Origin of the sequence: Bacteroides faecis (genome assembly GCF_020091505.1) — a bacterium.
Lineage (GTDB): Bacteria > Bacteroidota > Bacteroidia > Bacteroidales > Bacteroidaceae > Bacteroides > Bacteroides faecis.
Window position 1 is genome coordinate 4,152,221 of sequence record NZ_CP081916.1, and the last position, 14,440, is coordinate 4,166,660.

12 protein-coding genes are annotated in these 14,440 nt (G+C 40.7%); 2 read left to right on the plus strand and 10 right to left on the minus strand.

Features of this window, described 5'->3' with window-relative positions:
- Positions 1–151: 151 nt before the first annotated feature.
- From K6V30_RS16175 to K6V30_RS16195, 5 genes are all read right to left on the minus strand, one after another.
- Positions 152–1,063 (minus strand): dihydroorotate dehydrogenase, encoded by a 912-nt coding sequence (locus K6V30_RS16175; protein WP_010538017.1) that lies wholly within the window; start codon positions 1,061–1,063, stop codon positions 152–154.
- On the minus strand, positions 1,051–1,827 hold the full coding sequence (locus tag K6V30_RS16180) for a dihydroorotate dehydrogenase electron transfer subunit (protein ID WP_010538018.1): 777 nt from the start codon (positions 1,825–1,827) through the stop codon (positions 1,051–1,053). The genes K6V30_RS16175 and K6V30_RS16180 overlap by 13 nt, the downstream gene beginning before the upstream one ends.
- 76 nt (positions 1,828–1,903) lie before the next feature.
- Entirely contained in the window at positions 1,904–2,374 is a 471-nt protein-coding gene (locus K6V30_RS16185; protein WP_029425551.1) for a helix-turn-helix domain-containing protein, read from the minus strand.
- 1,220 nt (positions 2,375–3,594) lie between these two features.
- Positions 3,595–4,614, minus strand: coding sequence for a DNA polymerase III subunit delta (holA, locus tag K6V30_RS16190; RefSeq protein WP_010538020.1), 1,020 nt, complete (start codon positions 4,612–4,614; stop codon positions 3,595–3,597).
- A gap of 24 nt (positions 4,615–4,638) precedes the next feature.
- Entirely contained in the window at positions 4,639–5,415 is a 777-nt protein-coding gene (locus K6V30_RS16195) for an AMP nucleosidase (RefSeq protein WP_010538021.1), read from the minus strand.
- A 63-nt stretch (positions 5,416–5,478) separates the two neighbouring features.
- Between K6V30_RS16195 and K6V30_RS16200 the strand changes: the two genes are divergently transcribed.
- On the plus strand, positions 5,479–5,928 hold the full coding sequence (locus K6V30_RS16200; RefSeq protein WP_010538022.1) for a type I restriction enzyme HsdR N-terminal domain-containing protein: 450 nt from the start codon (positions 5,479–5,481) through the stop codon (positions 5,926–5,928).
- Between the two features lie 123 nt (positions 5,929–6,051).
- Here the strand turns inward: K6V30_RS16200 and K6V30_RS16205 are convergent, their stop codons facing one another.
- From K6V30_RS16205 to K6V30_RS16225, 5 genes are all read right to left on the minus strand, one after another.
- Positions 6,052–9,198 carry an efflux RND transporter permease subunit gene (locus K6V30_RS16205; RefSeq protein WP_055268880.1) on the minus strand — a complete coding sequence of 1,049 codons (3,147 nt, stop codon included), beginning with the start codon at positions 9,196–9,198 and terminating at the stop codon, positions 6,052–6,054.
- Positions 9,199–9,284: 86 nt separating this feature from the next.
- A complete protein-coding gene (locus K6V30_RS16210) occupies positions 9,285–10,394 on the minus strand; it encodes an efflux RND transporter periplasmic adaptor subunit (protein ID WP_022301771.1) in 1,110 nt (369 codons plus the stop codon).
- A 33-nt stretch (positions 10,395–10,427) separates the two neighbouring features.
- A complete protein-coding gene (locus K6V30_RS16215) occupies positions 10,428–11,825 on the minus strand; it encodes an efflux transporter outer membrane subunit (protein ID WP_055268879.1) in 1,398 nt (465 codons plus the stop codon).
- A gap of 137 nt (positions 11,826–11,962) precedes the next feature.
- Complete coding sequence (locus tag K6V30_RS16220; protein ID WP_010538026.1) at positions 11,963–12,793, minus strand: zinc ribbon domain-containing protein; 831 nt, start codon at positions 12,791–12,793, stop codon at positions 11,963–11,965.
- 5 nt (positions 12,794–12,798) lie between these two features.
- The gene (locus K6V30_RS16225; RefSeq protein ID WP_010538027.1) at positions 12,799–13,893 is read right to left on the minus strand and encodes a Nif3-like dinuclear metal center hexameric protein; all 1,095 of its coding nucleotides are present in this window, start codon (positions 13,891–13,893) and stop codon (positions 12,799–12,801) included.
- Between the two features lie 106 nt (positions 13,894–13,999).
- Between K6V30_RS16225 and K6V30_RS16230 the strand changes: the two genes are divergently transcribed.
- On the plus strand, positions 14,000–14,419 hold the full coding sequence (locus K6V30_RS16230; protein ID WP_022301770.1) for a DUF4891 domain-containing protein: 420 nt from the start codon (positions 14,000–14,002) through the stop codon (positions 14,417–14,419).
- The last annotated feature ends 21 nt before the right edge of the window (positions 14,420–14,440 follow it).

Sequence of the window (14,440 nt, forward strand, 5' to 3'; positions counted from 1 at the left end):
CTATAAGAAAGACAAATCTGCTATTTTACTCTTCGGCCTAAATATCTTTTTCATCTATCATTCCCGTTAACGATTTTATTAGGCAAACTTTGGATAGCAAAATAACATTTTTCTTTCAGTTTCTATACGAAGGGTTATTGTATGTTTTCAATTATACCTCAAGTGCACCAATTATCTCTTTAACAGACTTACATCCGTGTCTCTCTAAGTAATCATTTATACCATCTTCAACTTTAATGGTAACAGCCGGATCTATGAAATTTGCTGTACCAATCTGGATAGCAGATGCACCAGCAAGCATGAACTCAACAGCATCTTTCCAGTTCATAATCCCCCCTAATCCTATGACAGGAATATTTACCGATTTCGCAACTTGCCAAACCATACGTAAAGCGATCGGTTTCACAGCAGCACCGGACATTCCCCCTGTTACAGTTGACAGAATAGGGCGCTTACGCTCCGCATCAATAGCCATTCCTAGCAATGTATTGATTAATGATACACTATCTGCACCACTTTCTTCTGCTGCGCGGGCTATTTCTGTTATATCGGTAACGTTCGGAGAGAGTTTAACGATAAGTGTCTTTTTGTAAGCAGCACGCACTGCTTTTACCACTTCTGAAGCACCTTTTGCTGACACACCAAAAGCCATACCTCCTTGTTTTACATTAGGGCACGAGATATTCAATTCTATAGCAGGAATTTTGTCAAGTTCATTAATAATCTCTGCAGTTTTCACATAATCCTCAATAGCAGACCCGGATACATTTACAATCATATTCGTCTGAATATCCTTTATACGGGGATATATCTGTTCAACAAAGTAATCAACACCCTTATTTTGCAGTCCTACAGCGTTTAACATACCAGAAGGAGTCTCTGCCATACGAGGATATGGATTACCTTCACGTTTGTGAAGAGTAGTACCTTTTACAATAATACCGCCTATTCGCGCTATATCAATGAAATCTGAGAACTCTTCACCATATCCAAATGTACCAGATGCTGTCATCACCGGATTCTTCATCTGTAATTCACCTATATTTACACTCAAATCTGCCATAGTAGTTTATTTATATTAAAAACAGGACCTTCTTTACATACACACAAATGTCCTTCTGTCGTATTTTCCACACAACAGAGGCATGCTCCGATTCCACAAGCCATTGTGTTTTCTAAAGAGACTTCACATTCTATCTGATTACTTTTGGCATATTTTGCCACAGCCATCATCATTGGTTTAGGCCCGCAAGTATAAATCTGCTCAAAACGTACCTGATTTAATATAGAATGCTGAGTGACATACCCTCTTTCTCCGTGACTTCCGTCTTCTGTGGTAGTATACACCTCGCCATACTTAGCGAATTCTTCCAGTTGCAGCAGATCTTTATCACTGCGGGCACCCAAAAGAAAGGTAGGCTTATGACCATTTTTCGCCAATTGCTCACCTAAATATAACATAGGAGCTGTTCCGACACCTCCACCTACTAATAGAAGCTTATCTGAAGGCTTTTGAGGTATTGTATAGCCATTTCCCAAAGGAAGTACTACATTGATCACATCGCCCGGATTTACTTCTCCTAAACGTCTTGTTCCATCTCCAATCAATTGAATAAGAAACCATACCTCGTTTTGTCGCTTGTCTACAAAATTAATAGAAATAGGACGGCGTAAAAAAGTGGTTAATGAACCGTCCACCCGAAGCTCAGCAAACTGCCCCGGCAACATTTCGGGCAGTAATGACTGAGAAGTCAATTTCAGCAACACATAGTTTGCATTCAATCTAATATTCTCAGTGACTGTCAGATCTAAAATAAATTTCTTCATGTATGGATATAAAAGTATAAATTCGTATTCCGGATGCAAAGATACAGGAATTTGCTCAAACCACCGATTTTACCTCTCATTTTTCAGGTCGAAAGGTTTCATAAGTATTATCATCAAAAAAGATTCTTATTTCAGTGATTTTTCTGGCAGGCTTTTCTATATACCTAATCTCCTGTTTTACAATCTCTTTGGGTGCATTTTCAGTACTTCTTAATGGCATTTCCTTGCGATTTTCCGGATTGAACGGCTCTTTGGACGAATTTACAGGATTCTCATCAAATAAAGAAGGCTGATAATCGCCACTGGAAGAAACTATAGAAGCATCTTCTACAGAAGCTATCATTTCACCTTTACCATAAAGCAGCCATTCAAGATTTACATAACTATAAGTCTGATGTACCTTCATTACAACCTCCAAGCTTGGTTTATTCCGATCATTCAAAATATGTGAGAGAGTGGACTGCTGAACTCCAATTGTCTCAGCAAAAACCCTGGGAGGAACTTTTTCTCTCTCCATTATCATTCTAATTCTGTCTTTTATTTCCATACAGCCTTTTCTTGTTACAATTGTATGTATTAAACATAGATTTCACAGAAATATCAACTATCTCTATGAATATACAAAGGTAAATATTACAAATCACAAATGCAAATTACAATTATAAAAATATTAATATCACAAAAGTATGCACATTATTACAAATGGAATATCACTCTTGTAAAACATGAAAAAACATACAAAAACAACTAATATATAAGATTTAATAAAGCCCAATAATCAACTGATAAACAGTCGTATAACAAACAAAACCAAGGAGATGCACAAGAATTTCACAAAAATATAAGCCAATCAAATCACCTTTTTAGAGTAATAATTTAGAAATAGATGATATTTATATGATATACAATAATATAGTAGTATAAAGATAGAATGTTAACCGCCCTCCTATTACATCTATACACACATTATTATTAATGTAAATTACTGCATTTACTTTTGTACTCAGCATCGTATAATAACATTTGTATCGCGTTCACGAATATAAAATTCACAAACAAACAAATACGTTTATACAAAAGTAAATTTCAATAGTTGCAACAGCAATAAATCAAGGGATAAAATACGCCATTTACTTATGTATATTAAGAACTACTCAAATCTTCCTTTACATTTACCTCTGATCTAGCTCACAAATAGCAAATCCTTGCCATATTTCTGCATATTCGGTCGATTGATGATTTTTTTTCGATTCTAGAAGCATTATTTTCACAATAACAATCTATACTACAGCGGATTAAGCTCATTTTATCAATATCAAAATTTAGACTAACTAGGAAAAACATAGTAAAACACCTCAATTATTTTCCCGAATTATCAAAATGACATTTTATAAGTTTAGGAGAAAGAAGAGTCTCCCTCTATTTTATATAAAATCTATCTATGCCAATATGGTTTTCCATTCTATATTATAGTCTGAACGAAATCCGATTTTTTCAATTCTAAAAAATGATTATAGTATAAACTAAATAAGAGAAATACTGCTAAAAGAGAATTTAAATAGAGAAAGTGAAATTATTCAGATTCCTTTTCATGAATAAAAAATAAAGAGAAAAGAATAACTGATTCATTGTAAAATATTCACCTTAAAAAAGAGATTTGACTATGAGCTTAACCAAGTATTATTTGAAGCATACAAAAAAGGCATATACTTAATCTGCTTTACAGTAAAAGTATATGCCTTTTATTTATTAGAATATTCAGTTTCGCTAATGCAAAATTTTAAACACTAATTCACGAAGAATATCTCCGTCGGACATTGAACTGTTCTTCACTCCTTTTGATTTAGCATCAGCATATCGTATTTCACCAACAATCTGCATTGTCTTCACTCCACTATATTTGCGCATCGCAACAGCATAATCCCGAGCTTGCCAAGGAGTTCTTAATCCCAGCATATTGGCAATTCCCTGCTCCGACTTATCAGGTGCATAATACGCCAACATCAAGTTCGAATAAAAGCTGAACAACAGAGACAATGTCATTTGAATTGGATTCGTTTTTGGATTTTCCTCAAAGTATTTTATTATTTTATTTGCTTTCAGAATATCCTTTTCAACCAGAGCGCTTCGTAATTCAAAGTTATTATAATCTTTGCTTATGCCTATATTCTTCTCGATTTGTTCGGGAGTTACACGTTTCTGCCCCACAGGTAAAGTGATAATCAGCTTTTCCAATTCACCCGTCAAACGGCTTAAATCCGAGCCGACAAAATCAGCCAGCATAGCCGTTGCCTTGGGTTCCACATCTACTCCTTTCCGCTTCATATAAGAAGCAATGAAAGCTGGAAGCTGAGCATCTTTTATCTTCTTGGATTCAAACAGCACACCGGTCTTTTCTACTTCAGCAGCCAGTTTCTTTCTACGGTCCAACGTTCCGTGCTTATGACATATCACCAAAATAGTGGAATGAAGCGGTTTCTGAAGATAGTACGATAATTCTTCGATGTTTCGGACTGCTTGTGCCTCCTTGACTACTACTACCTGATGTTCAGACATCATAGGATAGCGTTTTGCAGCATTTATGATAGTCGCTACATCCACATCAGCCCCGTACACTACAGTCAGATTGAACTCTTTTTCCGTTTCGTTCAACACATTATCGGTAATGTAATCGGCAATTAAATCGATATAATACGATTCTTCCCCCATCAAATAGTAGATGGGACGATACTGCTTCGCCCTCAGTTCTTTGAGGATATCATCACAGGTCAGTTCTTGTTTTGCCATATATATTTTTAGAAAGGCCGGTGGTTACCAGTCGAATTTCAAGTGTTTTACAGTTTTCTTTGCATCAATAATCATGCGCAAAGAAGCAATGCCTATCTCGACATGCTCTTCCACATAATTCTTGGTGACCAAATTATCACTTTTATCTGTCTTCACTCCATCCGGAGTCATAGGTTGATCGGACACTAGCAATAAAGCGCCTGTTGGAATGTGGTTGGCAAAACCGCAACTGAACAAAGTAGCCGTTTCCATATCTACTGCCATTGCCCGGGTTTTTTTCAGATATTCCTTAAATACTTCATCATGTTCCCAGATACGGCGGTTAGTAGTGTAGACAGTACCCGTCCAATAATCGCGGCCATAGTCACGAATTGACGAAGAAACGGCACGCTGCAACATAAACGCAGGTAAAGCAGGAACTTCAGGTGGAAAATAATCATTGGATGTTCCTTCACCACGAATAGCAGCAATAGGAAGAATTAAATCGCCAATCTGATTTTTCTTGTCGATGCCGCCACATTTCCCCAAAAACAGGCAGGCTTTCGGACGAATAGCTCCCAATAAATCCATGATAATGGCAGCATTAGGGCTACCCATACCGAAGTTAATCATTGTAATGCCCTCGGCTGTAGCAGAAATCATATTGGCATCTCTACCCAAAATAGGAACATCAAATTGATTTGCGAAAATCTCTACGTACTTGTTGAAGTTAGTCAACAGAATATACTCTCCAAAATCTTCCAGGTTACGTTTTGTGTAACGGGGTAGCCAATTAGCTACGATTTCTTCTTTCGTTTTCATAATTATCTATTAAATTTGTGGTTCCAATAATAGAAACCGTTATTTAACTTACAAAAATAATAAATGTTATCGTTAAACCTACCAGTATTCGACACTAAAATAAACGTACGAAACGGAAAAAATGTAATTTTCGACGTGATTCGCAAACGATATGTCGCGCTTACCCCCGAAGAATGGGTACGTCAACACTTTGTTCACTTTCTTATTGCACACAAAGGATATCCGAGCGCGCTGCTTGCCAACGAGGTAATGGTCAAGCTGAACGGTACAACCAAAAGATGTGATACCGTGCTTTACCGGAGAGATCTGTCAGCGCGAATGATCGTAGAATACAAAGCCCCGCACATCGAAATCACACAAGCCGTATTCGATCAGATAACCCGCTATAATATGGTGTTGAAAGTTGATTATCTGATAGTAAGCAACGGAATGCAACATTATTGTTGCCGGATAGATTATGCACATCAGAGTTATACCTTTCTTCAGGATATTCCCGATTATAACATCCTATAAAAATGGTGTCACTATGTGCTTGGGATACTGACACTATACCAGACACATAGTATCAGTATCCCAAGCACATAGTGACACCATAATATTATTGATTTCAGATACGTTGCAAACGATATTCTATTTTTACATATTCGTATCTTTTTTCACATCATTATCCTTCTTCTTACTAAATCTTTCCTGCAATTTCTGCATCAATTCATAGAAGTTAGGAATATAAATCGTCGCTAATAAAGTATTCATTGCCATACCGAAAACGACCGCAGTCCCCAATGCTATACGACTCTGTGCACCGGCTCCGGCAGCGAAAAGCAAAGGCATCACCCCTAATACAAAAGCAAAAGAAGTCATCAGAATCGGGCGCAAACGAACATGTCCAGCTTCGTATGCCGCCTCACGAATAGAGTTTCCTTCGGCACGAAAATCACGGGCAAATTCTACAATCAGAATACCGTTTTTGGCCGAAAGTGCAACAAGCAGGATAATACCAATTTGTGTATAGACACTGACCGGAGTCCCCATGATCAGACAGCCTATCATCGCTCCCAGCAGAGCTACAGGCAACCCGATAACAGCAGCTACCGGACTGGTCCAGCTTTCATACTGCGCAGCCAGAACCAAGAAAGCTACAATTAAAGCCATAACCAAAACAACAGTAGTAGTATTTCCCGCCTGCGTTTCCTGATAGGCAACCGATGTCCATTCATAACCAAATTCGTCTCCCAACTGTTCTTTGAACAAAGCTTCCATTTCTTGAATAGCCTGTCCTGAGCTACTGCCGGGAGCTACGTTACAGGTCAGAGCAGCTGTCGAATACATATTGTAACGATTGATCTGATCCTGCCCCAACCGTTCTTCCACTTTGGTAAAGGAAGAAAGAGGCACCATCTCTCCTGCCGAGTTGGCAACACTTAGTTTTAAAACGTCATCAATAACCCGTTGCGCCTGGTCACGTGCTTCTATTTTCACTTGATAAATGTGGCCAAATTCAACAAAATCATTCACGTATGCCGCACCCATATAGTAACTTAATGTCGAGAATACATCATTTAGGGCAATACCCATGAATTGCACTTTATCACGGTCGATATTCAAGAAGTATTGCGGAACATTTGCCTGGTACTGGCTGGATACAGAAGCCAAAGCCGGTTTGGAATGATAAGAAGCAAGCAGCGAGTTAATAGCCTGTTGCATTTCCGTCGGCCCTAAATTTCTCCGGTCCTCCAGCTGAAGTTGCAAACCACCGGAGGTACCCAAACCGGGAATAGCCGGAGGTACCATAGCAAATGCCTGGCCAGCCTGGATTTCCATATACGCTTCCCCATTAAAACGGTCGACAACGACAGCAGCCGTATGCTCCTTCCCTTTCCTTTCATCCCAGTTTTTCAGAACAACAAAATAGGTAGCGGAATTGCTCTGCTCACCTCCTCCCATTACGGAAAAACCGGAGATTCCAATATAATTCTCCACTTCCGGATAAGAATCCAAAATAGCATTGATTTTATCCCCGACAGCTTGCGTACGCTCCAGACTGGCTGCCGGAGGGAGCTGAACAACAGCTATAAAATAACCATCATCTTCATCCGGAATAAATGTCGACGGCCAACGCATAAAGAGTATGATGGCAATAACCGTCAAAACAGCAAAAGACACAAAAGAAATGACCGGGCGCTGGAGCAACCACTTCACCGTGCTGTCATACACTCCCTGCGTTTTATCATACGCTTTATTGAATCCCTTGTATATAAAGAAATTAGATGGTTTGCTCTTTTCCAAAAACAACGCACAGAGAGCAGGTGTCAGTGTCAATGAGTTAAAACCACTCAATACTGTGGAAGCAGCAATTGTCAATGCAAATTGCTTATACAACTGACCGGAAATTCCGCTGATCATCATCGTCGGAATAAATACAGCAAGCAGCACAAGCACCACTCCGACAATCGGTCCTGTAATTTCTCCCATGGCTTTCGTTACTGCTTCACGAGTCGAATATTGTCCGGTTTCCAATAATCTCGAAGCATTTTCAACCACCACTATGGCATCATCCACAACAATGGCAACTGCCAGAATCAATCCGAACAAAGTAAGCGTATTGATGGAAAAACCAAATGCTGCCATGACTGCCAGCGTACCGATTAATGATACAGGAATGGTGATACAAGGAATAATAACCGCTCTCCAGTTCTGCAAAAACAAGAAAATTACCAGTACCACAAGCAGTGTTGTTTCAAAGAATGTCACCATTACCTCATCAATAGAGGCATGAATTACATCCGTTGTATCCAAGGTTACGTTATAGGCAATTCCTGCGGGAAAACTAGCTGCCATTTCCTCCATTTTTGCCTTCACCCCTTTTGAAACGTCCAGCGAATTGGAACCCGGTTGCTGATAGATAGCAATAGCTGCGGTAGGCTTACCTTTCAACCGGGATACTACATTATAAGAAGCAGATCCCAAATCTATTCGCGCAATATCTTTGAGACGAAGCATTGCCCCATCCTGTTCCCGACGAATGATAATATTTCCAAATTGCTCCGGAGAAGTAAGTCGTCCCTGTACATTAAGCGTATATTGAAAAGCGTTTTTATTGTCCTTTCCAATAGGTTGACCGATATAACCGGCAGACACCTCCATATTCTGAGATTGGATAGACTGATACACTTGTGCCGGAGAGATGTTCCGGATACGCATGGCTTCAGGGTCCAGCCAGATACGCATGGAGTAATCACCCGCTCCCATGACATTAACAGCCCCTACACCCGGCACACGCGATAACTGATCGACTAAATTCAGTTTTGCATAGTTAGTCAGATAAAGACTGTTGTAAACGGAATCCTGCGAAGTCATTGTCAAAAACATGACGATATTGGAAGACTGTTTCTGCACCGTTACTCCCTGCACCACTACAGGCTCCGGCAGGGAGGACTGTGCAACACTTACCCTGTTCTGGACTTGCACGGTAGCCATATCAATATCTGTACCGACGGCAAATGTTATTGTCAACGAATATGCTCCCGAAGAGGAAGAATTTGAAGACATATAAAGCATACCGTCCACCCCATTCACCTGCTGTTCGATGGGAAGCCCTACCGTTTGGGCTACAGTTTCGGCATTTGCACCGGGATAGACAGCCGACACTTGTACTGTCGGAGGCGTTATCTCCGGAAATTGCGCCACAGGTAATATATTGAGCGCGATCAAACCGGCTACCACAATGAGCAGGGCAAGTACGGTAGCAAAGATTGGTCGGTTAATGAAAAACTTAGAAAACATAATATATAAGTTTACGATTAATATTTAGTTAAGGACAAATAGTTACTTGCCTACACCGTTCGGGGAAAACCAACAAACCGATCATATCAAGGTATCGGCTTTATCTTCATTCCATCCCTGACTTTCATCAGAGCTTCGGTTACATATCGTTCCTGAGGTGAAAGTCCTCCCAATACTTGGCGTAAGGTATCATTAATCAATTGTCCTACCTCAATATGCCGATAACGTACTATATCCGAATCATTAACAGCATACAGGAATTTACCGAGCTGATCGGTTCCGATTGAAGCCTCTTTCACAAGAACTGCATGATCAGCCTCTCCATAAGGCAATGTAATGCTGACGTACAATCCGCTTTTCAATACCCCCTGCGGATTGTCAAAGTTGGCACGAACCATCAAAGTTCCTGTATTCAAATCCACGTTCGGTGACAGATAATCCAGTGTTGCCGGATAAGTTTCAGCCCCCTCTTTCCCCAACTGAACCATAATCTTCTGCGGGAGGCTCTTCGCCGATTGCTGATTATTCATAGACATCTCCAGCCATTGATTATCAGCGACATTAAAATACGCGTACATCTGGTCGTCCTTATAAATAGTGGCCAATGTGACCGGTTGCAAAGAACCGCCTACATAGCTGCCGACATCGACTGTCGATTTACTGATTGTCCCGTCAAAAGGAGCACGGACATAGCAATACCCTAAATTTGTACGTGCTGTACTTAAAGCAGCTTCCGCATTGCTGACAGCCGCTACCCCCTCTTTCACAGACGATTCCGACTGCAACACTTGTATCTTACTCACAGCATCACTCTTCACCGCCTCTTTCATCCGGCTATAATTATTACGAGCGTATTCCAGCTGCGCCTGAGCTGTTTTCAGTTCAGCTTCCGCCTGCGCCACTTTATCATTATATAAGGCAGGCTCTATTACAAACAGCAGTTGCCCCTTTTTTACCCGTCCGCCCGGTGTGTAAGAAACAGACTGTAATGTTCCGTTCACTCTGGCTACAAGATTTACAGTCTTCTCCGTCGTCAGATAGCCCGGATAATCTTTCGTCAAAGTGATATCCTTCACTATAGGTTTCGCTACGCTAATTGCCGGCGTCGGCATTCCCTTCATTGCCCCGGCGTTTTTTTTCTCCTTGCAACCAGTCAATACCGACAATACAAGAAAAATATACATTAGTTTTTTCATATCCGTTAGGTTATATTTTATTTATAGATTCTTTTATTCTCTCCAACCGCCTCCCAGTGCTTTATAAAGATTTATCAGTTGCAGTAACGAGCTTCCCTGCGCCTGTACCAATTGATTCTCATAAGATAACAGAGACCGCTGTGCATCAAGCACATTCTGGAAAGGAGAAAGTCCTTGTTTATAAAGTTCTAGTGAAAGCTTCAAGGTTTCGACACCCTGATTACGTACTTCCCGCAAAGCTACAATCTGCTTGATCGAATTCCGGTAGGAGTTCATGGCATTATCCGTTTCTTGTACTGCAGTCAGAACCGTCTGATTAAATTGATTGATAGATTCATCCAACTGCGCCTTCGCCAGTCTTGTTGCATTTACCAGTTGCCCCCCGCTAAAGATTGTCCAGCTCAATGAAGGAGCAATCTCATAAGTCATACTTTTGCTTTTCACCAGATCATTCAAATCACGGGCTGCATATCCAAACGAACCTTTCAGAAAGACCTTCGGCAACCAATCGGATTTGGATGCGCCGAGCAATGCGGCCTGAGCATTCACACTTCTCTCCGCACCTCGTATATCCGGTCTTCTCAGTAACAAATCAACCGGCATACCCACCCCTATCGGTTCCATGTAATCAGGCAAGGTTCCGGTGATTTCCAATACAGGGCGTATTTCCTGCGGATACATCCCCAACAAAACAGCCAGTGTCGTAATATATTGATTGATACCTGCTTCCAATTGTGGTATGGAGGCTTTGGTACTGTACAAAACAGATTTGGCCTGTGCTACATCCAGTTTGGCAACAAGTCCGGTATTATAACGTACTTCCGTGATTTTCAAAACTTCTTCCTGCGAAGCAACATTCTTATTTACCACTTCAAGTTCCTGTTGCAATTCCCGCAGGTTAATATAGGCTGAGGCTACTTCTGCTGCCATAGACACCATAACCGCTGCATACTCTTCTTTACTGGCAGCAAAGTTTTCTTTTTGTGCTTTTACCCGCTTGCGGATACTGCCGAAGACATCGATTTCCCAGCTCATACTAACTGCAGCATCATAATAATGCTCGGTAGATTGAGGTAAACTACTGGTATTTCCACTGGTTTCCTGTCGGGTCCACCCGGCATTCAGTCCGATAGATGGAAAGAAATTTCCGCGCTCTGCCCAAAGGTTGGCACGTGCGGCGGCTATACGGTTAATAGCCATTGCTACGGAGTAATTTCGGTCTACTGCCAAAGCAATCAAAGAGTCCAGCTTGGTGTCCTGAAAAGACTTCCACCAGTGATCGTCCACCGGAAGAGTCTGTTGAAACACTGTTCCACTCTCTTCCCATTCTTTAGGAAGAGGAGTATTCAAATAGCGGTTCACTGTTTGTCCAACCGCAGTTACAGTCGAAAGAAACAAAAGGAGTGATACACTCCACGCTCGTACATTCATATTCAGTTCAGGTTTTTATGAAATGAAAAGATAACAATTCAAGGTTAGGTTTGTTTAGAGGGGCAGTAAAGTTAGAAGAAACAAAAAAAGCCCCGCACAAATGCGGAGCTTTCGAATATAGATTCAAACTTAGTATCTTATTCAGCTGTTTTTCTTCTGATTGCTCTTTTGGTAGTAGTAGCCGGAGCTTCCTCTACTTTATGTTCAATCTGTATACCAGCCAATTCCGGGTCGATCATGATACGTCCGCAATATTCGCAAACGATCACTTTCTTACGAGAACGGATATCCAGTTGTCTCTGAGGCGGAATCTTGTTAAAGCAACCGCCACATGCGTCACGCTGTACATATACAACACCCAATCCATTGCGAGAGTTCTTACGGATACGTTTGAACGACTGCAACAAACGCGGTTCGATCTTAGTTTCCAGATCTTTAGCTTTATCTCTCAGTTTTTCTTCTTCCTGTTTGGTTTCAGAGATAATTTCGTCCAGTTCACTCTTCTTCTGTTCGAGGTCTTTCTGTCTTTCACTGAGTATTTGTTCGTTCTTAACTACTTCAGCTTCTTTCTCTTCTCTGTCTGCGCTGAACTCTTTGATTCTCTTTTCGCAAAGTTCGATTTCCAGACTCTGGAATTCGATTTCCTTTGTCAGGAAATCATATTCACGGTTGTTGCGGACGTTGTCTTGTTGTGACTTATATTTTTCTACTGAAGCCCTTGCCGTTTCAATTTCTACTCTCTTGCCTGCAATAGCAGATTTCAGTTCATCCACTTCAGCTTTGATTTTGTCGATACGGGTACTCAAACCAGCGATTTCATCTTCAAGGTCCTGCACTTCCAATGGAAGTTCACCTCTCAATGTCTTGATTTCATCAATTTTAGACAACATAGTTTGCAGTTGGAACAGTGTTTTCAACTTCTGTTCTACCGTCAACTCAGTCGGATCTTTTTTTGCTTCTCTAGCCATTTTACTTATAAATATTTTATGGGATTCGTATTTATTTTACTCAATTGGAGCGCAAAATTAGGAAATAAATCCCGGATTATGGAATAAAAAATTTCTTTTGTATATTGTTCGCTTTCGTAATGACCGATTTCTGCCATCAGGATATCTCCTTCGTGGCCAAAATAATCATGATACTTAATTTCACCTGTAATAAAAACATCAGCTCCCGACCGGATGGCCTGTGAGAGCAAGAATGCTCCTGCACCCCCACACAATGCCACTTTCCGTATTTCCCTGCCTGTCAGTTTATTATGACGCAGGCATCCTACTTCAAACGTTTTCTTTATACGTTTCAGGAATTCCAGTTCCGTCTCCGGCTCTTCCAGTTCGCCAACAATTCCCGATCCTGCCTGTGTCCAGTCATTTTGCAACAGATACAAGTCGAATGCAGGTTCTTCATAAGGATGAACAGACAACAGCGTTCTGATTACTTCTGACTTTTTGAATACAGGAAGAATGGTTTCTATTCTCACCTCTCCTTCGCGATGAAGCTCCCCTATTGTTCCACAGAAAGGATGTGTTCCTTCTTTGGCACGGAATGTTCCTTCACCTTCCAGATTGTAGCTGCATGAGTCATAATTGCCGATATTGCCGCAACCGGCAGCAAAAAGTGCATTTCTTACCATATCAGCCTGAGCGGCAGGAACAAAAGTCACCAGCTTCATCAGGCTATTTTCCTTCGGCTCAAGAACTTTCAAGTCTTTCAGCCCGATCTTTTCGGCTATCTTATAATTCACCCCACCCTGTGCATTGTCAAGATTGGTATGTGCTGAATAGATCACAATATCATTCTTTATTGCTTTCAGTATACAGCGTTCCACATAATCTTTGCCGGTAATGGATTTATAACCTTTAAATATTAAAGGATGATGCGATATGACGAGATTGTATCCCAACGCGATAGCTTCATCCAACACAGCTTCGGTAACGTCAAGACACAACAAAGCCCCTGTTGCTTCCGCATCTGTCAATCCGATTTGCAGGCCGGCATTATCAAAACCGTCTTGCAATGGCAGAGGCGCGAATCGTTCAAGGGCGCTTACTATTTCCTTAATTTTCATTATTTAGAGAAAATTTGGTTGCAAATATAGCAAATAAAATAGGAATAAACTCCTATGTTATCGTTTTTTTAGTAAATTTGTCGCATATCCTTTAATTTAGAACACGATGAAAACAATTCTATCCTGCTGTTTAGTAATTATTTTGGCTGTTTCCTGTCAAATGAAACAGAAACAGAATCAGAATTCCGATGATTCCATCGCTGAAAACATGAGCGTTGATGGTACGGAAACTTGCATAGTAGATACGGTAAAAGCTACCGCTATCTTTTGGATAGACAAAGCAGAAGCCAAGCATTGCAAAGATTCGGGGCTCCGTACGATTAAAGCGAAAGTATTTATTCACGAAGATGGAAAGGTTGAGTTTGAGTCTTTCGTCAAAAAGCAATCCATTGGTTTAGAAAAGTATATACGCCATCATCTTGATAAATTCCAAATTTCAGAACGGATGTTGAAAAGCGGATATATACAGCCAGGAGAACAATTCGTTCAGCTTCGCTGCATGCGGGAGAAGCTGAAAGGAAAGTAACCACTCACCAGATTTCTTTTG

Coding starts and splice junctions, on each gene's coding strand:
- K6V30_RS16175 (WP_010538017.1), bottom strand. CDS start 1,063: ATGGCAGATTTGAGTGTAAATATAGGTGAATTACAGATGAAGAATCCG.
- K6V30_RS16180 (WP_010538018.1), bottom strand. CDS start 1,827: ATGAAGAAATTTATTTTAGATCTGACAGTCACTGAGAATATTAGATTG.
- K6V30_RS16185 (WP_029425551.1), bottom strand. CDS start 2,374: ATGGAAATAAAAGACAGAATTAGAATGATAATGGAGAGAGAAAAAGTT.
- holA (WP_010538020.1), bottom strand. CDS start 4,614: ATGGCAAAACAAGAACTGACCTGTGATGATATCCTCAAAGAACTGAGG.
- K6V30_RS16195 (WP_010538021.1), bottom strand. CDS start 5,415: ATGAAAACGAAAGAAGAAATCGTAGCTAATTGGCTACCCCGTTACACA.
- K6V30_RS16200 (WP_010538022.1), top strand. CDS start 5,479: ATGTTATCGTTAAACCTACCAGTATTCGACACTAAAATAAACGTACGA.
- K6V30_RS16205 (WP_055268880.1), bottom strand. CDS start 9,198: ATGTTTTCTAAGTTTTTCATTAACCGACCAATCTTTGCTACCGTACTT.
- K6V30_RS16210 (WP_022301771.1), bottom strand. CDS start 10,394: ATGAAAAAACTAATGTATATTTTTCTTGTATTGTCGGTATTGACTGGT.
- K6V30_RS16215 (WP_055268879.1), bottom strand. CDS start 11,825: ATGAATGTACGAGCGTGGAGTGTATCACTCCTTTTGTTTCTTTCGACT.
- K6V30_RS16220 (WP_010538026.1), bottom strand. CDS start 12,793: ATGGCTAGAGAAGCAAAAAAAGATCCGACTGAGTTGACGGTAGAACAG.
- K6V30_RS16225 (WP_010538027.1), bottom strand. CDS start 13,893: ATGAAAATTAAGGAAATAGTAAGCGCCCTTGAACGATTCGCGCCTCTG.
- K6V30_RS16230 (WP_022301770.1), top strand. CDS start 14,000: ATGAAAACAATTCTATCCTGCTGTTTAGTAATTATTTTGGCTGTTTCC.